The organism is Bacillus sp. SRB3LM (assembly GCF_015712745.1).
GTDB lineage: Bacteria > Bacillota > Bacilli > Bacillales > Bacillaceae_G > Bacillus_A > Bacillus_A thuringiensis_K.
Map to the genome: position 1 here is coordinate 26,697 of NZ_VWVQ01000004.1, position 25,825 is coordinate 52,521.

The window sequence follows — 25,825 nt, forward strand, 5'->3', positions numbered from 1 at the left end:
CATTCCCCCCAATTATTACTTAGACAAAATACAAAAATCCCCTTTAAAAAAAGAAAGGTGCCTAAGCACCTTTCTTTTGTAATTCACTTGATTCATTTGATTTATAGAAGAAGAAACCGAGAATCCCGCCAATACATGATGGAATTAACCATCCGATTCCTTCGTTATATAACGGTAACATTTGTAGTACATTAGAAATCGCGTCAATTTTAATTTTCGCACTTTCTAAACCGTTAAAGAAACTAATTAACAATGCACCTAAAATAGCTCCAATATAAATTGTATTACGCTTCCCAATCCACTTATGGAAATACGAAAGTACGATTAATACAATTGCAACTGGATAAATAATCATTAACACAGGTAATGTTACTGCGATTAATTGTGTTAAACCTAGGTTAGATACAATTAAACTAAATACACATACCATTGTTACAATCGTTTTATGCGAAAGTTTTGGGAATAAGTTTGTAAAGAAACCCGCACACGCAGATGTTAACCCAACAGAAGTTGTTAAACAAGCGAGTATAATAACAAGCCCTAATAAAATTTTACCACTCGTCCCATATAGCTCATTTACAACATTCGTTAAAATAAGACCACCGTTTTCTGAGATACCAAGTGATGTGCTTGTTGAACCAAGATAAGCAAGTGATAAATAAATTAACGTTAAACCAAGTACAGCGATAATACCTGATACTACTGTTATTTTTGCAATTTGACTACTCTCTTTTATCCCTTTAGAGCGGATAACTTGGACGACGACAATTCCGAATACGAGCGCGCTAATTGCATCCATCGTTAAATATCCTTGAATAAATCCACCAAAGAAAGCATTTTCTTTGTAAGCAGCTAACGGCGTAGCTGGCTCTCCAATTGGATCAATGATTGCCTTTCCGACAATAACAGCGACAATTAATACTAATAATGGTGTAAGAAACTTTCCAAACCAATCCACTAATTTAGATGGATTTAATGATAAATACCACGTTATTCCGAAGAAAACTATCGTGAAAAGAAATAGCATGTACCACTCTGAAACCATTGCCTCTGATAAAAACGGCTTCATACCCATTTCAAACGAAACAGCTCCAGTACGAGGAATCGCGAAAAATGGTCCAATTGCTAAATAACTAATCAATGGGAAAATAAACGCAAATATAGGGTGGACTCTAGAAGATAGCGCTTTCAAGTCCCCCTCTACAAACGCGACAGCTGTTACAGCTAGTAGGGGTAATCCGACTCCCGTTACAAGGAATCCTATTGTAGCAATCCAAACATTCTCTCCTGCTTGTTGACCTAAAACTGGCGGAAAAATTAAATTTCCTGCTCCTAAAAATAATGCAAATAGCATTAAACCAATTGCTACCGTATCACCTGGCCTTAAACGTCCCTTCATGCTCTTTATTTGCATAGCACTTTTTCATTGTTTATCTCTATATTTTACAATATGCTATGCATCCTCCTCTCTGCTCAAGATGATAAAATATGCCCCTTACAAAGCAGTGTCTTTCTCCATAATTTCTCCATTCCCCTTATTTTTACTCTAATCATTATTACAATTGTCGTTTTGAATTTTGATTTTTTTGAATTTTTAAATCATTAGAGTGTTATTACGTGGAGTATAGTTGTCAGACCTCTTTGTTTTTATCACACATATAGTAACATATTTAGTTGCAAAATAAAAACATATTTTCAAATTGATTTTTTTGAAAATCAAAATTATCTACATTTTTATTCTCTTACACAAATATTGTTACAATCTCACCTATTATCCTATCGTTATTTTCAAATAACTTTACACACGTAACATAACAAAAGCCATCCATAATGAAGTGCACCTCCAATTGTTAGACTGTGTCTAACAATTGGGGTGCACTTCAAATTTAGATGGCTTTTGTATGTTACTCTATCGTTTCAACTTCACGTGGATTTTTCATCTCTTCCACATACACAACTCTAAATCCGTGATCTTCTAAATCTTTCAATAATGTCTCTAATTCACCGTCGTTAAACTCTTCTCCTAATGTAAACATAATTCTACGAACTAATAAGGCATCATTATCAAAAGTCATCAAACTTTGAATACCAGTGTATTTCTTTAAAACTGTCGATAACTTTTGGATTGCTCCATTATAGTCTTGCGTCCCAATCATGACAGAGTATCTACTAGAGTGAACGCCCCATGCATCCTCTAATAACTCAAAAACTTTTTTATGCGTTAAAATTCCAAGGAAAACCCCTTTTTCGTCAACTACTGATAAATAAGGCAATTTTTTTATTGTAAAAAATACTTTAAAGAAAGATGAATCTTCTCTCACAAATCCTTCTTTATCGTTTAATAATTGTATTACACTCTCATCAAGTGATCCTTTATATTCTAAAATATCTACTTTATATATATTCCCTAAAAATTTCTCTTTTTTTTCATCTAAAACTGGTACACAACGATACCCTGTTTTATTTAAATGCTCTAACGCTTCCCCTATCGTAATTGAACTTGAGCACAGTAAAACTTCCCTTTTCGGCACGTAATTCCCTTTAATCCTCATAAAAAGCCTCCTTATGTTAAAATACTTTCTGTGCCATAACTATATTATATTTTCAGAAAAAAATAAATAATTTATTTTATTTTTCTGAAAATTATTCATTTTCTTGTCATAATTTATTCATCAATCCTTCACTTGCATATTTTTGCTATCAAATCTTCTCTCTGAATTGCTGAATGAAAAATATATTGTAACTTCTTTCAAAAAAAGCTAAAATAAGAATAAGAATTTTCTGAATATTCCAAGAGCAGGTGGTTATATGTCCTTATTACACTCACATATATGTAAATTTATAATTGGTGTTATTGTTATTTTTGCCATAAGTCCTATTCCAGCTCTTTTTACTACACACAATTACTCTTATCAAAATGGATTTATTAGCATTTTTCAAAACTTCGCACAGCTTTCTTCTATATCAATTCCAAAGATTGATTGGATGCATGAATCTATCTTTTTCTCAGCAAACCAAATGATACATACTTCTAATCATTCAACACCATTATTCCCTTACATATGGGAAATATATTTTATATCGATTGTTCGTTTTACTTTTACCCTTGCGATCGGATTTTTCATAAGTTTGGGTATCGGCCATTTATTTTTCAAATTACCTAACTCGTTTAAAAAGTTTACTACTGTATTAAATTGGATACCTTACTCTTTTTGCACTGTAGTATTACAATGTTCAGTCTTATTACTACTTCTATACGTTGCACAATTTATAAACCTTCCTTACTACTCATCTTTTATTATCGTATGTAGTACTTCCATGATTATCGTTATGCAAGCAGTACAAAAATGGATTCCTTTCTTGAAAAACAAAAATGAATATGAAATAAAACATGATTCTTTTCTTGTGGATACATTGTTTTTGGCGCTTACTTCGAATCATAAATCAATTTTAGGTTCCATTATTCTTTCATTCGTTTTTATGGAATGCGTTTTTCATGCAAATGGACTGTTACAATTTATCGTTCAATTTGGCGGAAATTCCCCCATAATTGTTACAATCGGCTTATTACTACTCTATATCCCTTATAGCATGCTTTCTTTCCTTCAAACACTATGGACCACAAATTACTCCAAGCAACAGTCATACACTTTAACGAGAAGTGTTCCAAAACCTTAATTTGAAATAACCCTCTATAATCTAAAAGTAGAGGGTTATTCCTTTTGTATAGCGGACAAAATAACAGCAAATTCAAAAACTATTACAGAAACATACCAATATTTACCCTTTTCCTTTGACTATTCTTTTCATTTGGATTTATTATAAAAGTATAACATAATTGCAGGAGGTGACATCTTTATTCCAAACCTTGGAATGGAGAATACACTTGGACATATTAAATATTTTTCTCATCTTTGTACTTATTCTTATTTCTGGCTTTTTCGTTGCATCAGAATTCGCTGTTGTAAAAGTACGAAAAAGTCGAATTGACCAACTTGCAAATGAAGGTAATAAACAAGCTTTAGCTGCAAGAAGTGTCATATCAAATTTAGATGTTTATTTATCAGCTTGTCAGCTCGGGATTACAATCACTTCTTTAGGGCTTGGTTGGCTTGGTGAACCGACTGTAGAACATTTGCTACGACCGCTCTTTGAAAAAATTAATATTACTGGAACAATGGCTAACACTTTATCTTTTATTATCGCTTTTAGCGTTATTACATTTTTCCACGTTGTATTAGGTGAGTTAGTTCCAAAGTCTTTCGCAATTCAAAAAGCAGAAGCAATCACACTTAAATTTGCAAGACCGCTTATTTTATTTGATAAAATTATGTATCCATTCATTTGGCTGCTCAATAGTACAGCTATATTTTTCACAAAACTACTCGGATTAGAACCTGCGAAAGAAAATGAACTGGCTCATTCTGAAGAGGAATTGCGACTCATATTAGGTGAAAGTTTTAAAAGTGGTGAAATAAACCAAACCGAATATAAATATGTAAATAACATTTTTGAATTTGATGATCGAGTTGCGAAAGAAATTATGGTTCCTCGTACCGAAATGATTTGCCTATCTACTGAAAATACGTTAGAAGAAAATATGGATATCGTCGCTACTGAAAAATATACACGCTATCCAATCATTGAAAAAGATAAAGATGATATTATCGGGATGATCAATACGAAAGAAGTATTCCATGATCAAACAAAAGGTATTTATAAACCACTTGAATCTTATATACATCCTGTTCTAACTGTATTTGAAACAGTTCCAATTCGTAAAACGTTAGTACATCTTCAAAAAAATCGTGTTCAGATGGCAATCGTTATGGATGAATATGGTGGAACTGCCGGGCTTTTAACGATGGAAGATATTCTTGAAGAAATCATTGGAGAAATTCAAGATGAATTCGATGCGGATGAATCACCTATGATTGAAAAACGTACGCCTAAGCTTACTGTTTTAGATGGAAAGGTGCTTATTTCTGAAGTAAATGACATCTTTGGCCTACATATTGATGATAGTGATTTAGATACAATCGGAGGATGGCTTCTCTCTCAAGCAATTGACTTAAATATTGAAGCTGGCTATTCCATTGAATATGCTGGTTTTCAATTTAAAGTATTAGAACTTGATGGACATCAAGTCAAAAAAGTTGCTGTACATAAACTAGATATTAAAAAGGAGCTATAAAGTGACTGTTTTATTAACAATTTGTATCATTGCCTGTTTCGTTGTTTCATTTCTCGCCTTTATTTATCCAATTATCCCTGGCATACTAGCTGTCTGGGCTGGATATTTGATTTACCATTTCGGTATAAATGGAGGAGAATTAACAACTTCTTTTTGGATTATTCAAATCATTTTTACTCTTTTCATTTTCGTTGCTGACTTTATTGCAAATGGATATTTTTTAAAAAAATACGGTAGTTCTAAATGGGGCGAACGTGTCGGAATGATTTCTATCATTGTCGGATCGTTCTTCTCCCCCCCATTCGGACTTATTATCATACCGTTCTTATCAGTATTTATAACAGAACTAGTGCATAAAAAAGCACCAAAAGATGCCTTTCTAGTTGGAGTCGCTACTGTAGTTGGTTTTTTAAGCAGTACAGTAGCGAAAGCAATTCTCCAAATCATTATGATTATCATCTTCGTATGTTATATCATCTTTTAACCATCCCGACTTCGGGATGGTTTTTTAATATGCAATACCTACTCGACTATTTTCATATATGTTTTTCTTGCATAGGTCCCATGCAAAGTGTGCTGTATCACCTACTGTAATTTTTGATCCACCTTCTGGCAATATATCTTTTTCAGTTCGATATACCTTTATCGCCTCACCGTCTATTAAATGTGTCGGACAAACAACTGTCCAACATAAATGATTACTATTACTTAGTACCTTATATGCAGCCAAATGATCTTCTGCTGCCGTTGTCGTTTTCCTTTTGGATTCCGTTGATTGAAAACGATATAAATTGGGATTTGATCTTGCTTGTAAAATACCAGCTGTTCCTATTGTAATGATTTTACGAACCCCTTTTTCTTCCATTTCCTTTATAATTTGTGGCATACTCTTCGCTAATGTTCCATTTTGATCCGTTCCAAGTGCACTAATTACTATATCACTTCCTTCTATCGCTTTCTTTATATCATTTTCGTTTAATACATTACCTTCTATCACTCGCAACCTTTCATGTTGTATTTCTATTCTACTTAAATCACGTGCTAATGCTGTCACTTCAGCTGAATCCTTTAGTGCTAATTTTATTATATTTGAACCTACTCGTCCCGTTGCTCCCAATATGCATACTTTCATTTATTTCCCTCCTCTTTCCTTCTTTCTCTATTTTTCAATACTCTCAATCAAATTACAACAAAAAAGCTTCCTCATATGTAAGAGGAAGCTCTATTATTACTTTATTTCTTTTCTTTAGAATCCGTAGACTTCTCAGTTCCACTTGTTTCTTTATCCTTTTTGTCCTCTTGTTGTGTAGTTGTATCTTCTTCTTTCTTCTTATCCTCACCTTTACTACAACCTACCATTAATAAAGAACTTGCAAGTGCCATAGCAGTCAATGATTTAACCCATTTGTTCATTTGCGTTTCCTCCTTGTGATAGAATATGTACAATCCCATATTACTCTCTATTTTTAAAGGAGAGATTGAAAAACAGTAAATATACGGTAAATTATTGTAAATTTTCTGATAACAAAACTTGATTTTAATTTATATATTCCATTTCCAATCGATACACAATAAAACTAGTTATTTTCTCTCAATGGACGTAAAAAACTAAGGCGCATACCATTCCGCCTTAGTTTCTCATGCAAACTTTTCATTTTCATATAGATGTGTAATCTTATATTCCTTCTTCATAACATATTGCCACACACTATAAGCGTAACGGTTCATTTTCAGGAAACAATTTTCCAAAAATGAGCGAAACTCCGGATTAGCAACTTCCACTGCAACTTGAGCAAACTTTAGTGCTAATCGTTTTAAATGCGAAATATATGCAGTAGCAATATAGATATCTCCTGTATCTTTATATTCCGTTTCCTCTTCTATTTCATGCAAATGAAATGGAAGAGGTTCACAAGTAATATGCTGTACATTCTCTCCTTCTTGAAAGTTCACTTGCTCATTATATGCTTGTAACATATATGGTAAATGCTGCTGCAATAACTCCTTTAATTCTTCGTCTCTCACCTCTACTGTATACTCCCCAACCTGATATATGAGCATATAACTATATCTCATTAATTCTTTCATACAGTCCATGAAAGTGCCTCCCTTCTCTATTGTCTATATGTTATAAATATGATGCTATAACGTTTGCTATTCTTGCTAAAAACCAATCCCATTTACTAATTTTCTCAAAGTCTTCTTCTGAAAATCTTTTTGATTTATGAAAGTCTACCTGTAATCGACTCCATACTTCATCAACAGCTGTTTTATCATATATGATACAGTTAGACTCACAATTTAAATAAAAACTTCTATTATCAAAATTCGCTGTCCCAATATCAACAATTTCTCCATCAATGATTGTTACTTTCCCGTGAAAAAAACCATTCTGATATTGATAGATCTCAGCTCCAACATGGTTCATCTCTTTCAAATACGGATAAGCAGCTTGTTTTAACAATATGGCATCACTTTTAAACGGTACGAGAATTTTCACATTGACACCCCGGTTTAATGCATCTTTTAACTCTTTCATCATTTCTTTACTTGGTACAAAATATGGCGTAGCAATAATTAAAGATTTTTTAGCCTGCTTTAATAGTGCTCCATATTTTTCCCATAAACCTTTTCCATCTGAAAATAAATATTGATATTTCACATTCCCTAATGTAGGTATACTTTCATGTATAGGCATTTTTTCTCCTGTATCTTCTTTCCAATCAGCAGCAAATTTTCTTTCCATATCCGTGGCACCATTCCCCTTGACTCGTACATGATAATCACGCCACGGACCAAATTTCGGATTTTGTCCAAGATACTCCTTTCCAATGTTAAAGCCGCCGATATATGATACTTTTCCGTCAATCGTAACAATACGTCTATGATTCCGTTGATGCAAAGAATAGAACACATTTTTCAGTTTCAGTTTTTTACTAAATGTAAACTTCACACCGTTTTCTTTTAATCGGCTAATTACCTTTTTCTTCAGCTTATATCCGCCTACCCGATCGACTGACAATTTCACTTCTACTCCGCTAGATGCTTTTTTCTCTAATAACTGTAAAAACTCTTGGCTTATTTCGTCTTTTCCTACAATATAAAAATGGATATATATATACTTTTCTGCATCGTTTATATCGTCAAATAATTTCCTATATAACTCTTCACCGTTCGTATATAGTTGAAATTCACCTAATCGAACTTTTCCTAATTCATATTCACTAGCCATTTCCTTCCCCATTTCTACATCGATATTCATCCAAATGAATACACCTATTAAACAAAGGATTATAGCGAAAAAGTACTTCATCGATAAATTCCTTTCTCCACTTACTGTTATTTCTATATCTTCCCTTTTTTATTACATTATCATTCAAGAAAATATGTCATTACATGATATATGTCCATATCAAACAATAGCTCATTTGCATATTGTATGTTGTATCTTAAAATAAAAGGAGGAAATAACAATGGGCTTCGCACATGGTAATGGATTTGCGCTATTAGTCGTATTATTTATCCTCTTAATCATCGTCGGTGCTGCTTGCTTCTGCTAAGTAGCTACTGTCATATGATATGTGGATGAAAAAATTATAAAAGCGGACACCTATTTTTTAGGTGTCCGCTTTTCATTTTAAAATCATTTCCGCCTGCTATAGTAACTTAAATGGCTAAATATTCATCTCAAAAAGTTAACAATGTAGCTACTTTCTTACTCTCTTCCTTACGTATATGACGCTGTTCTGCACGTAATACAGCAATACGATGTAATTCTTTCTCTTCTTCTGTTTCAGGGATAACACGCGGTACAGGAACTGGATTATTTTCCTTACTAAGTGCAACAAAAGCAACAAATGACGTTGCCGCTATACGCTTCTCACCTGAGATTAAATCTTCAGCCACTACCTTCACAAACACTTCCATCGAAGTTCTCCCCGTCCAAATTACGAAAGATTCATAACTAACACAATCTGAAGAACGAACAGGATGTAAGAAATCAACCCAGTCCATAGATGCTGTGACACATTCCTTTCTCGAATGTCTGGATGCTGAAATAGAAGCAACCATATCCATCTCCGCTAATATCTTCCCACCAAATAGCGTGTTATGATCATTTAAATCTGTTGGAAATACTCGGCTCGTTTTGAACACTCTTGACTCATTGGCAGTTTTTCCTTTTACTTCCGTCATTGTTATCACCCCTTTAATGATTTATCCCTAACATTTTAATAGTCACTATACTAAATGAACTACACATTTAATATTAACAACATTCAGAACTTTTAGTCCACAAAAAAGAACCGATTTTATCAATCGGCTCCTCTAAATACATATTGTTCTTTCGGCTGTTCAACTTTATTCCATTTTGTTACTTCTAATACAGGAATATTTGCATGAAACGGCTGATAAAACTCAGTAGTTATCTCTCCTTCTACTTGAATCCAGTCATCATTATTCCACTCTACACCTTCTGGTTTTTTCACTAACATACCATACACACCAGAATCTGCTACGCAATGTATAATACCGAAACGGAATAAGAAGTATTGTTCTTTTTTAGATGAATCATCTCTGAAAACAAACCCTTTATAGGATAATTTTTTCCCAGTAAACTCACCAGGATAATTATAAATTGTCTCCATCCCTTTTAGAAAATCTTCGTCTTTTAAATTAATACTATCTTTCGTAACAAATTCTTTTTTACCTTTTTCCATTACACCTCGGTATCCTTCTTTCCCGTAATAAATGCTCGTATCAGGTCTTAGAAATTGCCTTGTCATAAATGGATCTTTACTTTCTGCTTGTGCTACTGGAAAATGAAATCCCTTCGCCTTAACAATGTCGGAATCTAATGTTGCAATCGGGAAAAACAATCCTGTGACTATCGGAAAACAAAACAATGTGTACGAAAATGCTTTTTTCCACCACGTATTCTCATCTTTTGAATGATCATGTCCGCAATGGCTATGATCGCAACCACAATTGTGCTGTTCCTTCTCTTTTTGATGTTCTTTTTGGAAAACGATAATAATTTGAACAATCGTTAAGAATCCTAAAATAATAGCTGCTGTTGTTGATAAATAGGCATACTTCATATTGATATACTTCGTAATATTGCCTGAAATATGAAGCTGCGCAATTAATATTGTAAAACCTAATAATATATACGCTCGAAACATAACCTACCACCCTATCGCATAAATGAGTAGTGAGCTTGCATAAACAACAAGTGTAACTGTAACTGTAACGACAATTACAAATTTTGTTTTAAATGTCGCAAGCATCATAAACATATTTTTAATATCCACCATTGGTCCGTAAACAAGGAACGCGACAAGTGATGCTGTTGAAAATGTACTTTGGAATGACGAAGCAATAAATGCATCTGCTTCTGAACAAAGTGATAAAATGTAAGCAAGTCCCATCATAACAGCTGGTGAAGAGAACGGCCCTTGTCCTATAGCAAGAAGTGTTGAAGTTTGTACAAACGTTTGAACTGCAGCCGCAATTAACGCACCTAATACTAAATATTTTCCCATCGAGAAAAATTCCTCAACAGCATGCGTACACACATCCCACATTTTTTTACGTAATGGACGCTTATGATTCACTTCTGGGAAGTGATCATCTCTTAATTGATGTTCTTTAAACATAAATGATAATATAATTCCAACGATAATGGCTACAATAATCGCTACAATAGAACGATACCATACCATGTGCATACTACTTCCAAAGGCAACGTATGTTGCAAATAAAACAACTGGATTAATAATTGGCCCAGTTAACATAAATGCAATTCCAGCATATGGCGGAACCCCTTTTCCGATTAATCGCCTTACAATCGAAACGATTCCACATTCACAGCCCGGAAACATCATCCCTAAAAAAGTAGCCATTAAAACAGACAGAAATCGGTTTTTCGGCATCCATTTTGCTACCATATCTTCTGTAACAAACATTTGAATGAATCCTGAAATAAATACACCAATGAGCACGAAAGGAAGTGCCTCGATTAATATGGAGATAAAAATTGTATTCATTTGCAGGAATGCTTTCGGTAATTGAAACAATTCCATGATGTATTTCCTCCAACTTTTCATTAACAATATGTAATTTTAACCCCATTTCATTAATTGGACAAGGTTTATATGGAATACATACCCTTTATATACATTACATTGTACAAGTTATATTCTATTCAAAATTTGAGATTTCATAGCAAAAAAGCTGCTCTAGCGCAGTTGTATAACTATGCTAGAGCAGCTTTCCTATCGTTAAAAGTAACGTTTCTTCCAAAATACAAATGCTAAAGCGCAAGATAATGTTGCACATATTATGAGTACAATTACAAAACCTTGAGCCTCACCTTCAAATGGAACCTTTACGTTCATTCCAAAGAAACTAGAAACCATCGTCGGTAAAGATAAAATGATTGTAATTGACGTTAACAGTTTCATAACACTATTTAAATTATTTGATATAACGGAGCTAAAAGTATTCATCATTCCACTTAAAATGTGACTATATATTTCCGCCATTTCAATAGCCTGTTTATTTTCAATTAATACATCTTCTAATAAATCTTGATCGTCTTCATACATTTTTAAAAATGTACTGTTACGCATTAACTTTTGAATTACAATTTTATTAGCCTTTAATGACGTCGTAAAGTATACTAAACTTTTCTCAAGGCCTAGCAATGTGAAAATCTCTTTATTTTTCATCGACTTATTTAATTGATGCTCTAAATCAATTGTTTTTCGATTTATTTGCTTTAAGTATCTTAAATAATAAGTAGAAATCGTATATAAGAGCTGAAGTGCAAAGCGCGTCTTCTTAAACGTATAAAATTCTTTAATACGTTGATTAATAAAACGTTCAAAAATTGGATTCTCTTCTAAGCAAATTGTAACAAAACAATCCGGCATCACAATCATACCTATTGGAATCGTGTCATAAATCGAATTTCCTTCTTCGTCATGTCTAACTGTCGGAATATCCACGATAATTAAAGTATTATTGTCTTCCTTTTCAATACGAGAGCGTTCTTCATCATCCAAAGGATCTTTAATGAAATCTAAGTCTACATTTAAAGTTTGTACTAGATATTGAATTTCTTCTTCTGTTGGATGAAGTACATTAATCCAGCATCCCTTTTGCATTTCCTCAATCTCTTGTAGTTTTCCGTTTCGGTCTGTTAAATATATATTTAACATACTATCACCCCGATTCTTTTTACATGTAGGAATCTACCTCTCTTAAATCACAGTTTTTAAACCGACATTCTCAGCATATGAAACATACGTTTAAATTTCAATAGAAAAATTATTTTGAAAACGTTTTTATAGGAAAAATATTATAAAGTGAAACTTTAATCAGTAGGTAGCTTTATCCCCCGCTGATTATTAGCCCTCACAAATCGGGATTTTACGGGCAGCCCGCCCCCAACCAAACTTCTTTTCTTTCGCTGCATTTTGAGGTGAGGGTCTCACTGCCCGTTAAAGCGGGATAAACATAGAAAAAGACAGAGTGCTCTCTGCCTTAAAAGCTTATGTTGCCTTTATAACATATTTAGAAAGCATCCACAAGTTAAACCCGACTGAAATCGTATAGCCCGCGTATGTTGAAATGATAAAACTTACATAATCGAAATACGGAAGCAATACAATATTTAGAACTATCTTCATAATAATTCCAATCACTAGTCCTAGCACCGTCTTCTGCTGTTGATTGATTCCTTGTAGCATAGCAGCCGTTACTGTAAAAAGAGAAAATAGTATGCAAGCAGGAGCATAATACTGTAAAATGATTCTCCCCACCTCTGGATCATTTCCAGCACCGAATAAAAGAGTATATACAGGTTTGGCTAACACCATCATTCCAATTGCCGCCGGTACCGTAATCGCTACTACTAATACATTTGTTCTCGTAAAATGTTTGTACAATAGCTTCGTATTTCCTGCTGTGTAAGCTTTCGTCATCTCTGGTACGAGAGACATACTAAAAGCTGTGGCAACGGATACCGGGATGAGCACAACCATTTGAACAAGACCAATTATCGCATTAATTTTTTCCGCTTCTCCTTGCATATACCCTATTTGTATAAGTAGTTTATTAATTGTAAATGTATCAATCGTCTGATACAACGGAATTGCTAAGCCCACCACAACAAAAGGAATAGAATATGTAAAGAGCTCCTTATAAAGCGAGAAAAAAGATTTCGTTGTTTGTGATATACTTGCCATTTCTTTTTTCTTTAAGTGCCTTCTCCTTCTCATATAATACGCACTTAAAACAGTTAATCCACCTACCGCTCCCATAAAGGCACCAAATGTTGAAATACCAACTGCTAGCGAGACAGATGCTTTTAAAATATATAAAACGACAAAGCTTCCTATTAAAATGGTTAAAACCCGAAAAAATTGCTCTACAACTACACTTAATGCAGAAGGCCCCATCGATTGGAATCCTTGAAAGAAGCCCCTTAATAAACTCATTACTGGCACAAGTATTAACGCAAAACTTACAATTCGAATATTAGTAGTAACCGCTCCTACACTATTCCCCGTTTGATCATTCCCATCGATGACAAGCTTAGCTAAATGCGGAGCTAGCATATATAACGTAAAACACGAAATGACTCCCATTATAAACATAAACACGATTCCACTTTTCAACACTCTCTTAACCGTATGATAATCATTCAGTTGATCATATTTTGATACCATTTTTGAAACTGCAAGTGGTAATCCCATTGTCGCAATGCTGAGCATAATTGTATAAGGGCGATATGCATACGTATATAAAACGTATCCACTCGTACCGACCATTGCTGTAAATGGTATAACATATATAAATCCTAACATTTTTGATATCATCGTTGCCATCGTTAAAAATATCGTTCCACGTATAAACGGTGACCCTTTCATCACATTCCTCCGCTACGCTTTATTATTATACATTATGGACAACTCTTTTTTTTTAGAACCGAACCGAAACAAATAAAAAAAGCCAATGAAAAATCATTGACTTTAACGCGCTGCTTTTTTCTTTTTGAAATACTTTAAACCAAAGTATAGAGCAATAAAAAGAACAGCTCCTATAATTATGTAATGTGTGTAATCAGATGCATACTCTTTAATTTGTCGCCAATTCCCACCTAGTTTTTCACCTAAGTATATAAATAGAATTGACCACGGAATGATCGCTACAACCGTATAAAGTGTAAATAGTTTTAATGGCATCTTAGCTAGTCCTGCTGGAATAGAGATCGCATGACGTACTACTGGGATAAAGCGCGCAGAAAATATTACGCCTGCTCCATAACGCTTAAACCAACCTTCCGCTATGTCTAAATGATGTTTATTAATAAGTAGATACTTCCCATATTTCTCTACAACCGGACGCCCTCCGTAGTATCCAAGCCAGTATAAAAAGATTTGTGCTAAAGTACCACCAATCGTTCCGGCGATAACTGCACCAACAAAACTAATTTTACCATTCGCTACTAAAAAGCCAGCATACGAAAGTACAATTTCACTTGGGATTACTTCAATCATTAAAGCAAGAGCTACCCCAAAGTAACCTAAGCTTGCAAAAAATTGCAATAACTGATCTATTATGTTTGCTAACATGTTCTTTTTTATCTCCTTTTTTCTTCACATACCATCCCATTATTACATAAAGGCTGCAATCTGCCAATATCTTCATTTTAACAATATGTACAATTCAAGCAGGATTAATCTATTAATTTCTCTTTCTGCGGGTCTTTCATGTAGGCAAACATCTCTTTAATTTGGTCTTCTGTATTTCTAGCAAATGATAAATTAGGCAATTCATTTTCACCAAAAAACTCCACCTCTTCTGTTTCAATGCTAGTTTTCTTTTCTCCACTAATAATCTCGCATCCAATGAAAATCTTATATACATGCGTTGCCGATGGAGATGGTTGATGTTTTTCTTTATCAAATATAGCTAGTAACTTAAAATGATCTACCTCATAACCAGTCTCTTCAAAAACCTCTTTTGCTGCAACTTCGGTTGGCGTATAACCGACATCAGCCCATCCACCTGGCAATGCCCATTTCCCATCGCTTTTTTCTTTCACAAATAATAACTTTTCATTTTGAAAAATAACTGCTCTTATATCAACTTTAGGTGTTTGATAGCCTGTCTCACTTGCAAATAATTTCTCTACGACTTCCCAATCTGTTTTCGTGTAATGTGACATCATTGAAATAGAAATATCTCGTAATTGCTGGAAACGCTCAATATCATACACATCCTTAGAATACGTTAAACCCGCTTGAGCTATAGATTGTATTTGTTTTACCCAATCAATCCATTTAATTTTCATATATCCGCATCCCCATTCTCTATGAAATATATTACTTCATTTTTATTGATACATCTTTATTATACAAAAAAAAGAGATTGATAACGTTTCAATCTCTTTCAAAATTAATCCAATTCATGTAAGTGGTCTTGTATATATTTTCTTCTTTTATTTATATATTCATAAATCATATCAGCCTCTTGATCAAATGTTTCTAATTTTTCTTTCATGTATGGATCTTGTAGTAAATATGGACGAATCAATTCACACAACCCTTCTACTTTCGGCCTCATAACCGAAACTGTAAATTGATTTTCTAATATTTCTTCTAAAATACTTCGATACTGCTTTCTAAATACAGGTATGTCTAGCAATCTTGCACTTAACGTATTATACCCTTGAATGCGAATATATTCATGATTAAGTGGTCTCCCTTGTACATCTCGCCCCCAAGTCGCATCATAATCCCACGGTATAACTTCAAATAAGTTTGTTTCATCGTTATGATATAGTGCATAGTTATGAACAAAACCATCAAAGTTTTGCGTAAAAATAACTCCTGCTAACCATCGTAAATATTTATCTACATGTAGAAACTTCCCAATTTCTTTTTCATAGGCTTCCCTCGTCAAAGTATTCGCTTGAAATACAAATTCACTCAATTGTTCTTCACTATTTTTATTCGAATATTTAAATTCATAACCCGCAAAAAGCTCCGTCTTAACATCTTTATCTCGTTCACTCATTAATGAAAAATTCGCATCATCATCTATCGCATAATAAATAGAACCACTCGGTAATCCTCTATTTTTCAAAAAATTTTCATCAACGGATTCTAACTGTAAATACACACCTTGAATTTGACCATTAATTTTTATAAATACATGTTGTGATTTTGGCGAAAGTACACCAATATCATGAAAAAAATCTAAAGATAATTTATTTCGTATGAGAGACGGATCCATAAACTCCGAATTCAAATGAAACTCTTTCGCACCTTGAAATTTTTTAGGCTTATAAAACATAACATGATAAGACTTTTTCTCAAATTCGCGAATATGAGCTCCTCGGTATACGATATCAATATCATACTTCTTTTTTCCATAAGTTAATTTTGCTGGCACTGGACTATCTGACCAAATGTCCTTTTTCAATTCCACTAAGTACATTGGATGAACAAAAAAATCATATGAAGGCAGCATGTTTTCTCATCCCTTCTCAGTTCTCTTCATTCAATGTATGCGCCTTGTCTTGTCCATACATCCGCTATCATCTATTTATAGAAAATTACACTCTTGTCCTGTTCAGAAAGATGCCTATATACATATCATGTTAAGGAAAAAGAATACCTTTTCAACTTAATACATGATAAGGAGGATTTCTATGAAACGTGATATTAGAAAAGCTGTTGAAGAAATCAAAAGTGCTGGGATGGAGGATTTCTTACACCAAGATCCAAGTACTTTTGAATGCGATGATGATTGCTCTTCAAAAGTTGAATGTAGCGATGATTGTAATTGCCCAAGAACAAGATGTACTCGTGTGAAACATTGTACTTTCGTTACAAAATGTACTCATGTAAAAAAATGGACATTTGTTACGAAATGTACTCGCGTACGCGTTCAAAAATGGACGTTCGTTACGAAAGTAACACGTAGAAAAGAATGCGTTTTAGTTACAAAACGTACGCGTAGAAAACATTGTACTTTCGTTACAAAATGTGTACGCTTTGAAAAGAAATTTTACTGGACTAAACGATGTTACTGTAAAAAATGCGAGTTCTTCCCTAACGGACACGGTGGCTCTTGCGATGATTCATGTGATCATGGTAAAGACTGTCACGATAGCGGACACAAATGGAATGATTGCAAAGGCGGACATAAATTCCCATCTTGCAAAAATAAGAAATTCGATCACTTCTGGTATAAAAAACGTAACTGCTAGTTTTTATACCACCAAAAAAAGGCCGTTTTGCGGCCTTTTTTATATTTATTGAAAGTGACTTATATCTGCAAATTGTTTCACTTTACCAATACCCTCTTCAAATTCTATTATGCTCAAACTGGCACTATGCATAAATGGATCATCCCACACATTTTCTATTTCAATTCGCGCGAAATGCCCTACAAGTAATTTTGCTGCTGCCGCATGAGAAACAATCAATATGTTTTGTCCTTTATGCTTCTCTAAAAGAAGATGCACCCCTTCAATTACTCTTTCATAAACGGCCTCAAAATTTTCGCCTGATGTTGACTGAAAAAGATGTGGCTCATTCCAAAATAGATGTACTTCTTCTGGAAATTGCTTTTCTATATCCGCGATTGTTTCTCCTTCCCATATACCCATGTTGATTTCATAGAAATGCTCATCCGCTATAATGGGTATATCACGTTCCCCCTTTATTAACTCTGCCGTATGAAGTGTTCTTTCGCTCGGACTACTATAGATCGCATGGATTGGTAAATCTTTCATTCGATTTCCTAATTGTTTCGCCTGAACTATACCATTTTCAGTTAAAGCAGAATTTTTTCGTCCCTGCATTCGCTTCGCTACATTCCACTCTGTTTCACCATGCCTTGTTACATATATAGTTGTTTTCATTTCTTACTCCCCCTCACCATGTTGGTCGTAATTCCCACGGTTCAACTCTCCCTACAATCCACTCCGCTCGTTTACTTTCAATCCCTTTTATAACTCCATCAGCTATCTCTTCATGAGTAAGCCATTTTCCATATGTATCTTCTAAAATAAAACCTAAAATAATTCTATGATAAATACATCGCGTACTCCCCATTTTTTGTGCAGGCATACGTGATGCTTTACTACCTAAAATATGAAATAAACTATATGTTTTAGACGACAAATCTAGTTCTTTACAAATATTTGATAGTGCATGTTTTGCACTTGTGTGTACCCATGCAACAACTAATGTGATCGGGCCATTTTTCTTAATTGTACTTTTAATAGCTAGCTTTACATCTTCATCATTATGATAATCTAACGAAAGGCATGTAATATTTTCTGGTGCAGAACTCATTTGCTTAACATTTTCTAATTTCACTTCGTCTCGCCCGATAATAGAAACATAAAATCCTTTCTCACAAAGCCACATAGAAACTTTCTTTAGCATTCCTGTTCCACCAATTACAAGTGCATGCAAATACTATCCCTCCCTAATAAAATGTCATATGAGGTTTCTCATCTCTATAATAATTTAAACGGTCTTGCAGTGTCCCTGAGTGAAATTCAAATTTATGACCGTCAGGATCAACAAAGTATATAGATTCGCAATCTCTTACATCACGTTCTCTTCCTTGTAAAATATGAACATCATTTTCTTCTAATCGCTTTATTAGACATTTAAAGTCTTCTTGTTCAACAGAAAATGCAATGTGCGTATAAGATTGATGAATCTCATTTCTCGGAATATGCGTCTCTTCATTAAGCGCTATCCACACTCCACATATGTTAAAATAAGCCAATTCCCTTCCTTTAACTAATAATTCTCCTTCTAATACTTTTTCATAAAACATAATAGAGTTTTCTAAATTAGATACCGAAAAACAAATATGATTGATTCCCCTTAACAACTATAATTCCTCCTTATACAAATAAAAGATGAGCGAAAATTCACTCATCTTTTATTATACTATTTTTTTGTAATATATGCCCATTTATAACTGAAGTCCCCACCAAACGTATGGTTAGCAATGTCTTTTACAAACGGCTTCTCTAAATAAGCTGTACTTTGTTGGTACGTAGGAGAAATTGCTGCGTCTTGACCAATTAAGATTTTTTCAGCTTCCGCAAGTGCATTCCAGCGTGCTTTATCATCTTTTAATAGCTCTCCTTTTGATTTCGCTACTAAATCATCATACTTCGGATTAGAATAATCCATTTCATTAAATGAGCTTCCAGTAACAAACATATCAATATAAGTCATTGGATCCGGATAATCAGGGCTCCATGCAGATAATGAGAATTCATATTGGAATTTCTTTTCTAAATCTAGCTTCTGCTTGTATGGTTGCTGTTTCAAATTCACTTTAATACCAGGCAAGTTTTTCTCTAGTTCTTCCTTAATAAAGTCGCCCACTTTTTTACGGCTACCGTTATCATCGTTTAGTAATTCAACCGTAATTGTATCTTGACCAAGCTCTTTCTTCGCTTCTTCCCATAATTTTTTTGCTTTCTCTGCATTATCTTTACTATCACGGAAGTTTTTATTTACAGAGCGGAAATCTTTTCCATCCGGACCTGTCGTGAATTTTTCAGGTACTAAGAAATATGCTGGCAATGAACCGTCATTTAAAATGACATCAGCAATTCCTTTTTTATCGTATGCTAAATCAATCGCTTCACGTACCTTTTGGTTTTTAAATGTTGCATTTTTTTGGTTAAAACGTAAGAAATATATGCGTGGATCTAACTTCGTTTTAAATTCATCTGGCTTATTCTTTTTATATTTATCAACAAATTCAGAAGTTAAAATAACTCGATCTGCTTGATCACTATCATATAAATTTACTCCCGTGCTTGTTTCCTTCACAATACTTACATTAATTTCGTCTAACTTTACAGTATCTTTATCCCAATAATTAGGATTTTTCTTCAACTGATAATTTTGTTCATGTTTCCATTGACTCATTGTAAATGGTCCATTATATACTAATTTATCTGCTTCTAATCCGTATTTATCTCCTTGCTCTTTCACATATTTTTCATTTAATGGGAAAAATGTAGGGAACGACGTAAGCTCAAGAAAATAAGGTGCTGGTTGCTCTAATTCTACTACCAACGTTTTATCATCCTTCGCTTTAACACCCAATTGATCTGCTGGTAATTCACCTTTATTTACTTTCTGTGCATTTTTCACATCAAATAAAATGAATGCATATTCTGCCGCTATTGCTTTATCTAATGTACGTTGCCATGCATATACAAAATCTTGTGCTCGAACTGGATCACCATTTGACCATTTCGCATCACGTAATTCAAATGTATATGTCTTTTTATCTTCACTAATCTTCACATCTTTTGCCATACCTGGTGTTGGTTTATTATCTTTATCTAGACGATATAAACCTTCCATTGCATTTACAAATACACGGAAAGATACAGAATCCGTTGATTTAGATGTATCCATTGAAGGAATTTCAGCTGTTTCTAGCAAATTTAAAACTTGTTTATCGGCCATTCCCTTATTCGATTCTTTCTTCGTTGTCGAAGCCTTCTCACCATTCCCACATCCTGCAACCAATACACTCGTCGTTAACGCAAGTGCAGCAATTGTTGTTGTCTTTCTCTTCATTCTTCCTTCCCCCAATCTATATGTATAAGTTAAATCCTATATAATATATTTCATTATACAAAAGATTCTGATTATTTTAAATATTTATTTTAACAAACATAGAAAAAAGCGATCAGAAATTTCTTTCCAGCCGCTTTCTTGAATAGCATTTATTTGTAATCCATCCTCTATATCAAATGGATTTTGAACTTTAAATATTTCTTCCATCAGCTTCAAAAACTCTTCTTCAGTTTTAGATTCACCATTAACCATAAGTGAGTATGGTTCCACTTCACCTAATTTATAATCGACAACAAATTGAATCTTCACCTTTTGTCTTGGCGTTCCGGTGTTATATCCTTGGAATTCTACTAATTCTAACCCTTCCGTTCCACGATAATATATCCAACCTGCATTTTGAAAATAATTTTCGAAAGATTCACCTATTGAAAAGAAAGGATATTCATAAAGCGAGCTTGTACGAACCTTTTGAATAACGTCTCGATCAGTCGGAAAAAAGAAATGACTAAAAAATATGCTAGCAACTGCTAAAATAGTAACAATTGTCGCTCCCATTTTGCTCGTTCCGCCGCTATCATTGATTAGATAGTTTTCAACTGATTTATCTTTTATTTCTCTTGCTTTTATTCGGTATATACGTCTTTCCGCAAATTGATAGTATAGTCCATTTGCAAAAATCCCCATTCCAAACAGAATAAAAATGAGTAATAAAAACGTAAGAGGCACCATATTAATGATTGGCAACGCTACATTAAACCCCATATAATACGAAAATGCATCACACGCTACTAATAACAACATAAATAAAGCAGCTGGTACATAATACTTACGATATCCTAGCCAGCCTATATTGAAAATAGCAGCCCAACCATTCCAGCTCCACCTAGCAATCCGCTTATTCTCAAGCTCCCATTTCCTTTTGTAATACGGATATTGTCTCCCTACATATACTTCTAGTTCTTTATCTATTAACGAGCTACCTTCCTCTTGTTCATTATCCAAGTTTCGCTGACAACTTGCACAATTTAACTGTTCCTCCTCGCAAGGTTGCCCACAATTTATACATTTCAAAACAATCCCTCTTCCCATCCATACGTCATTTCAAAATACCTTCGTGTTTTAATAACCACTCTTTCCTCCATAAACCACCAGCATATCCAACAAGCTTTCCACTCTTCCCTATTACACGGTGACATGGAACAATTATTGAAATTGGATTCCGACTATTTGCCCCTCCTATTGCCCGTACAGCTTTTGTATTTCCAACTTTCTCTGCAATATCTAAATATGAAGCACTTACGCCGTACGGAATAGTATAAAGTGCATCCCATACATTTTTTTGAAATGCTGTTCCCTCCGCAGACAGCGGGACCGTAAACTCTTTTCTTTTCCCTTTAAAATATTCATCTAACTCATTTATACATTGTTCTATCATTTCATTTTTATTTTCTTCTTGTCGTTCATCAACAAATATAACAGACGTAATTCCTTCTTGATTCGCTGTAATTTCAAGCAAACCTACTTCGCTTTCATAATAAGCCTGGTACATATGCCATCCTCCAATTCAGTTCATATTAGTCATTGTAACACGAATATACAAAATTTTTCGTATAAGCGTTTTATTAGAGAAACAAAAAAGAGAATGATACAATGTAAGAAAATTCAATCTAGGAGGCTATTGGATGAATTCCGAACTTTTTTCACCTTATACAATTAAGGACGTTACATTAAAAAACCGGATTGTTATGTCACCTATGTGCATGTATTCATCGGAAAACGGGGATGGCCAAGTAACGAATTTCCATCTCATTCATTATGGAACAAGAGCTGCCGGTCAAGTTGGTTTAGTTATGATTGAAGCAACAGCCGTGTTACCTGAAGGTCGAATTTCAAATAAAGACTTAGGCATTTGGGATAACAGTTTAATTGAAGGCTTACATAAAACGACTACTTTTATACATGATAATGGTGCAAAAGCTGCCATTCAACTCGCTCACGCCGGAAGAAAAGCAGAACTAGAAACAGATGCGTTAGCTCCTTCAGCCATTCCATTTAATGAAACAATGAAAATGCCAATAGAAATGAGCAAACACCAAATTAAAGATACCGTATTAGCTTTTCAGCAAGCTGCAGTACGATCAAAACAAGCTGGATTTGATGTTATTGAAATACACGGTGCTCATGGTTATCTTATTAATGAATTTCTTTCTCCGCTTTCCAATAAGCGGACTGATGAATATGGTGGTTCACCTGAAAACCGCTATCGTTTCTTACGCGAAATCATTGACTCGATAAATGAAGTTTGGGACGGACCAATATTCGTTCGTATTTCAGCAAATGATTATCATCCTGACGGGCTAACGGTTCAAGATTACGTTCAGTATACAAAGTGGATGAAAGAACAGGGAATAGATTTAATCGATTGTAGTTCTGGCGCAGTTGTACCAGCACATATTGATGTGTATCCCGGTTATCAAGTACAATATGCCAAACATATTAAAGAGCATGCTAACATTGCAACTGGTGCAGTTGGATTGATTACGACCGGAGTACAAGCAGAGCAAATTTTAAATAATAACGAAGCAGATTTAATTTTCATCGGACGTGAATTACTTCGCAATCCGTATTTTCCGAGAATAGCGGCCAATGAACTTGGCTTTGAATTGCAAGAACCTCACCAATATAAGCGAGCACCAGGAAAAATTCATACGAATAAATAAAACCGAGAAGTCATTCTTCTCGGTTTTATTTATTCTATCGTTGTAATTTCATTTGAATTATAAGTATGGATACCCGATTCTTCTCGTAGCGCGGTTATATACATCCCTTTCGCCACATCTTTAGCTGAAATTGGTTTATATTTTTTGAAAGCTCCTTTAAAGATAAACGGAATAATACGAGATAACTTTTCAGCCATTCGTTCGCCGAAACGAAATTCTTGTCGATTTCCTACTAATAATGATGGTCTAAAAATGTGAATACCACCAATCACTAACTTTTGCAATTCTTCTTCCATTTTTCCTTTCACTTGTGAATAAAAGAAGAATGATTTAGGATTCGCTCCCATAGAAGACACGACAAGGAAATTTTGTACCCCTTGTTTTTCAGCTAAACACGCAGCTCGTAACGTATATTCATAATCTACTTTTTTAAAATTTGCTTTTGTTTTTGCTTTTTTTATTGTTGTTCCTAAGCAACTAAAAACATCATCCACAGCAAAGAACTCTTTATATTCCTCTAATACCGAAAAATCAACTTGTTTCTGCTGTAACTTCTCATGTTGCAATTGCATTGGCTCTCTTACAAAAATAGTAACCGAATCGTAGTAATCTGATCCAAGTAATAGACGCGTTATCTCTTGTCCAACTAAACCACTTGCACCAAGTATTAACGCTGTTCGCTTATTCATATATGCATATACCTCTTATTTTACTTTTCTCTCCTTTAGTAAAATACAACCTTTAGGAGTTTCCTGCTCTTATTTTACCACAAGTAAAACACTATGCGTACGCATAGTGCTTTACTCACTCTTTTTTCTCATCTCTCTCTTGTAATTTCGTTATTGTTGTAGCGTCCCCTAAATTACTTATTAATTTTCTTAAAAAAATTAATACGAAAGATAATGGCAATACTACCGCTAATATTAATAAAATAGCTTCCATTAAGTAACCCAAGCGCTCATCCCCCTCTTTACCTCCTTTTCAATATATGAAAACAGCGTTGTCACATATGCATGCATTTGCAAAAATAATACACCTATATTTGACAACTTTATAACAAAAACAAATCGGAATGATTATTATTTATTGCAACTTTATTAAAGATGTATTATACTAAGTTCGCAAACTAAAACGTAATTATTCCGTTTTGTATTAAAATGATATTTTTCTTCTATAATTGGGAAAATATATCCGTAAAAAAGAAAAGAGGAGAACTTCATGCCTAAAAGATTGACTATATTTTCATTCTTACTTATTTTTACCTTAATTTTCGCTGGCTGCTCAAATAAAAAAGAAAGTAATGCCAAGAAAGATGGAAAGCTAACAGTTTATACAACGATTTTCCCACTTGCTGATTTCGCAAAGAAAATCGGTGGCGACTATGTAAATGTTGAAGCGATTTACCCACCTGGTGCAGATTCACATACATTTGAACCAAGTCAAAAACAAACAGTACAAGTTGCAAAAGCCGATTTATTTGTTTATAACGGCGCTGAATTAGAACCATTTGCTGAAAAAATGGAAAAAACATTACAAAAAGAAAATGTTAAAATTGTAAATGCATCTAAAGGTATTGAGCTTCGTGCTTCTACTGAAGAAGAGCATCATGATCATGGAGATGGCCATAAAGAAGATGAACATCATCACGATAAAGACCCGCATGTTTGGTTAGATCCTACTCTAGCAATGAAACAGGCAGAAAAAATTAAAAATGCACTTGTAGAATTACAACCTGAACATAAACAAGAATTCGAAAAAAACTTTGCAGCACTTCAAACTAAATTTACTGATTTAGACGATGGATTTAAGGCAGCTGTAGCGAACGCAAAAACGAAAGAAATTTTAGTTTCTCATGCTGCCTATGGTTACTGGGAACAACGATACGGCCTAAAACAAATTCCTATCGCTGGAATTTCAGCTTCTGATGAACCATCTCAAAAGCAGCTTGCTGACATTACAAAAACAGTAAAAGAACATAATCTAAAATATATTTTATTCGAAACATTCTCTACTCCAAAAGTAGCATCCGTAATTCAAAAAGAAACTGGTACAAAAGTTTTACGCTTAAATCACTTAGCTACTATTTCTGAAGATGATGCAAAAAATAATAAAGATTACTTCACTTTAATGGAAGAAAACGTAAATACATTGAAAGAAGCAACAAACTAATCCATTATATTTTCTAGGCAGCTGAATTTGTTATTCAGCTGCCTTTTTATGTATTTATCCTTGACTTGACCAAAATAACAAGTAAAATT

Annotated in this window: 29 protein-coding genes; 7 read left to right on the forward strand and 22 right to left on the reverse strand. The window is 33.9% G+C overall.

The genetic code is table 11. The annotated features are described in order from the left end of the window. Positions 1-61 precede the first annotated feature (61 nt). Positions 62-1,399, reverse strand: a complete 1,338-nt coding sequence (brnQ4, locus tag F3I02_RS01685) for a branched-chain amino acid transport system II carrier protein BrnQ4 (RefSeq protein WP_000678504.1) — start codon at positions 1,397-1,399, stop codon at positions 62-64. A 505-nt stretch (positions 1,400-1,904) separates the two neighbouring features. Further along, entirely contained in the window at positions 1,905-2,552 is a 648-nt protein-coding gene (cbpA, locus tag F3I02_RS01690; protein WP_196477497.1) for a cyclic di-AMP binding protein CbpA, read from the reverse strand. 256 nt (positions 2,553-2,808) lie between these two features. Between cbpA and F3I02_RS01695 the strand changes: the two genes are divergently transcribed. The 3 genes from F3I02_RS01695 to F3I02_RS01705 all read left to right on the forward strand — a co-directional run bounded on the left by F3I02_RS01695 (position 2,809) and on the right by F3I02_RS01705 (position 5,678). Continuing rightward, entirely contained in the window at positions 2,809-3,678 is an 870-nt protein-coding gene (locus F3I02_RS01695) for a hypothetical protein (RefSeq protein ID WP_131251386.1), read from the forward strand. Between the two features lie 208 nt (positions 3,679-3,886). Further along, a complete protein-coding gene (locus F3I02_RS01700; RefSeq protein ID WP_000353731.1) occupies positions 3,887-5,194 on the forward strand; it encodes a hemolysin family protein in 1,308 nt (435 codons plus the stop codon). A gap of 1 nt (position 5,195) precedes the next feature. Then, positions 5,196-5,678 carry a DUF456 domain-containing protein gene (locus tag F3I02_RS01705; protein WP_196477498.1) on the forward strand — a complete coding sequence of 161 codons (483 nt, stop codon included), beginning with the start codon at positions 5,196-5,198 and terminating at the stop codon, positions 5,676-5,678. A gap of 24 nt (positions 5,679-5,702) precedes the next feature. Here F3I02_RS01705 and F3I02_RS01710 read toward each other — a convergent pair whose 3' ends face one another. From F3I02_RS01710 to cls, 4 genes are all read right to left on the reverse strand, one after another. Beyond that, complete coding sequence (locus F3I02_RS01710; protein WP_000861628.1) at positions 5,703-6,326, reverse strand: NAD(P)-dependent oxidoreductase; 624 nt, start codon at positions 6,324-6,326, stop codon at positions 5,703-5,705. 101 nt (positions 6,327-6,427) lie between these two features. Continuing rightward, the gene (locus tag F3I02_RS01715; protein ID WP_001045967.1) at positions 6,428-6,607 is read right to left on the reverse strand and encodes a hypothetical protein; all 180 of its coding nucleotides are present in this window, start codon (positions 6,605-6,607) and stop codon (positions 6,428-6,430) included. 225 nt (positions 6,608-6,832) lie between these two features. Next, the gene (locus tag F3I02_RS01720) at positions 6,833-7,291 is read right to left on the reverse strand and encodes a spore coat protein (protein ID WP_000340562.1); all 459 of its coding nucleotides are present in this window, start codon (positions 7,289-7,291) and stop codon (positions 6,833-6,835) included. 31 nt (positions 7,292-7,322) lie between these two features. Further along, complete coding sequence (cls, locus tag F3I02_RS01725) at positions 7,323-8,507, reverse strand: cardiolipin synthase (RefSeq protein ID WP_003300934.1); 1,185 nt, start codon at positions 8,505-8,507, stop codon at positions 7,323-7,325. 160 nt (positions 8,508-8,667) lie between these two features. On the opposite strand from cls, the gene F3I02_RS01730 reads away from it, so the two are divergent. Then, a complete protein-coding gene (locus F3I02_RS01730; protein WP_000505094.1) occupies positions 8,668-8,754 on the forward strand; it encodes a YjcZ family sporulation protein in 87 nt (28 codons plus the stop codon). Positions 8,755-8,881: 127 nt separating this feature from the next. On the opposite strand, the gene F3I02_RS01735 is transcribed toward F3I02_RS01730, so the two are convergent. The 8 genes from F3I02_RS01735 to cotH form a co-directional block, all read right to left on the reverse strand. Beyond that, a complete protein-coding gene (locus tag F3I02_RS01735) occupies positions 8,882-9,388 on the reverse strand; it encodes an acyl-CoA thioesterase (protein WP_000141162.1) in 507 nt (168 codons plus the stop codon). A 119-nt stretch (positions 9,389-9,507) separates the two neighbouring features. After that, positions 9,508-10,377, reverse strand: coding sequence for a TIGR03943 family putative permease subunit (locus F3I02_RS01740; protein ID WP_000488052.1), 870 nt, complete (start codon positions 10,375-10,377; stop codon positions 9,508-9,510). 3 nt (positions 10,378-10,380) lie between these two features. Next, entirely contained in the window at positions 10,381-11,277 is an 897-nt protein-coding gene (locus F3I02_RS01745) for a permease (protein WP_196477499.1), read from the reverse strand. A gap of 198 nt (positions 11,278-11,475) precedes the next feature. Continuing rightward, a complete protein-coding gene (locus F3I02_RS01750; RefSeq protein ID WP_000932387.1) occupies positions 11,476-12,417 on the reverse strand; it encodes a magnesium transporter CorA family protein in 942 nt (313 codons plus the stop codon). A gap of 333 nt (positions 12,418-12,750) precedes the next feature. Continuing rightward, positions 12,751-14,130, reverse strand: a complete 1,380-nt coding sequence (locus F3I02_RS01755; protein ID WP_000678843.1) for a putative polysaccharide biosynthesis protein — start codon at positions 14,128-14,130, stop codon at positions 12,751-12,753. 102 nt (positions 14,131-14,232) lie between these two features. After that, a complete protein-coding gene (gene uptA, locus F3I02_RS01760) occupies positions 14,233-14,835 on the reverse strand; it encodes an undecaprenyl phosphate transporter UptA (RefSeq protein ID WP_000880691.1) in 603 nt (200 codons plus the stop codon). Positions 14,836-14,939: 104 nt separating this feature from the next. Continuing rightward, positions 14,940-15,557: an NUDIX hydrolase N-terminal domain-containing protein gene (locus F3I02_RS01765; RefSeq protein WP_196477500.1), complete on the reverse strand. Its 618-nt coding sequence runs from the start codon at positions 15,555-15,557 to the stop codon at positions 14,940-14,942. Positions 15,558-15,661: 104 nt separating this feature from the next. After that, positions 15,662-16,738: a spore coat protein CotH gene (gene cotH / locus F3I02_RS01770; RefSeq protein WP_000938002.1), complete on the reverse strand. Its 1,077-nt coding sequence runs from the start codon at positions 16,736-16,738 to the stop codon at positions 15,662-15,664. 181 nt (positions 16,739-16,919) lie between these two features. On the opposite strand from cotH, the gene exsB reads away from it, so the two are divergent. Further along, positions 16,920-17,480, forward strand: coding sequence for an exosporium protein ExsB (gene exsB / locus F3I02_RS01775; RefSeq protein WP_000817483.1), 561 nt, complete (start codon positions 16,920-16,922; stop codon positions 17,478-17,480). A 45-nt stretch (positions 17,481-17,525) separates the two neighbouring features. On the opposite strand, the gene F3I02_RS01780 is transcribed toward exsB, so the two are convergent. From F3I02_RS01780 to F3I02_RS01805, 6 genes are all read right to left on the reverse strand, one after another. Beyond that, the gene (locus tag F3I02_RS01780) at positions 17,526-18,137 is read right to left on the reverse strand and encodes a phosphoserine phosphatase 1 (RefSeq protein WP_000858824.1); all 612 of its coding nucleotides are present in this window, start codon (positions 18,135-18,137) and stop codon (positions 17,526-17,528) included. Between the two features lie 13 nt (positions 18,138-18,150). Next, positions 18,151-18,696: a short-chain dehydrogenase gene (locus F3I02_RS01785; protein ID WP_000543109.1), complete on the reverse strand. Its 546-nt coding sequence runs from the start codon at positions 18,694-18,696 to the stop codon at positions 18,151-18,153. A 13-nt stretch (positions 18,697-18,709) separates the two neighbouring features. Continuing rightward, the gene (gene fosB / locus F3I02_RS01790) at positions 18,710-19,126 is read right to left on the reverse strand and encodes a FosBx1 family fosfomycin resistance bacillithiol transferase (protein WP_061884085.1); all 417 of its coding nucleotides are present in this window, start codon (positions 19,124-19,126) and stop codon (positions 18,710-18,712) included. Between the two features lie 59 nt (positions 19,127-19,185). Further along, positions 19,186-20,847, reverse strand: a complete 1,662-nt coding sequence (locus F3I02_RS01795) for a peptide ABC transporter substrate-binding protein (protein ID WP_000824272.1) — start codon at positions 20,845-20,847, stop codon at positions 19,186-19,188. Positions 20,848-20,931: 84 nt separating this feature from the next. Continuing rightward, positions 20,932-21,936 (reverse strand): DUF2628 domain-containing protein, encoded by a 1,005-nt coding sequence (locus tag F3I02_RS01800; protein ID WP_374058636.1) that lies wholly within the window; start codon positions 21,934-21,936, stop codon positions 20,932-20,934. A 7-nt stretch (positions 21,937-21,943) separates the two neighbouring features. After that, positions 21,944-22,396: a methylated-DNA--[protein]-cysteine S-methyltransferase gene (locus F3I02_RS01805; protein WP_000283913.1), complete on the reverse strand. Its 453-nt coding sequence runs from the start codon at positions 22,394-22,396 to the stop codon at positions 21,944-21,946. A gap of 133 nt (positions 22,397-22,529) precedes the next feature. Between F3I02_RS01805 and namA the strand changes: the two genes are divergently transcribed. Continuing rightward, positions 22,530-23,567, forward strand: coding sequence for an NADPH dehydrogenase NamA (gene namA, locus F3I02_RS01810; RefSeq protein WP_001083646.1), 1,038 nt, complete (start codon positions 22,530-22,532; stop codon positions 23,565-23,567). 29 nt (positions 23,568-23,596) lie between these two features. On the opposite strand, the gene F3I02_RS01815 is transcribed toward namA, so the two are convergent. Beyond that, positions 23,597-24,256 carry an oxidoreductase gene (locus F3I02_RS01815; protein ID WP_001042740.1) on the reverse strand — a complete coding sequence of 220 codons (660 nt, stop codon included), beginning with the start codon at positions 24,254-24,256 and terminating at the stop codon, positions 23,597-23,599. Between the two features lie 115 nt (positions 24,257-24,371). Further along, positions 24,372-24,521, reverse strand: a complete 150-nt coding sequence (locus F3I02_RS01820) for a hypothetical protein (RefSeq protein ID WP_000540931.1) — start codon at positions 24,519-24,521, stop codon at positions 24,372-24,374. A gap of 264 nt (positions 24,522-24,785) precedes the next feature. On the opposite strand from F3I02_RS01820, the gene F3I02_RS01825 reads away from it, so the two are divergent. Continuing rightward, on the forward strand, positions 24,786-25,736 hold the full coding sequence (locus tag F3I02_RS01825; RefSeq protein ID WP_001126151.1) for a metal ABC transporter substrate-binding protein: 951 nt from the start codon (positions 24,786-24,788) through the stop codon (positions 25,734-25,736). The last annotated feature ends 89 nt before the right edge of the window (positions 25,737-25,825 follow it).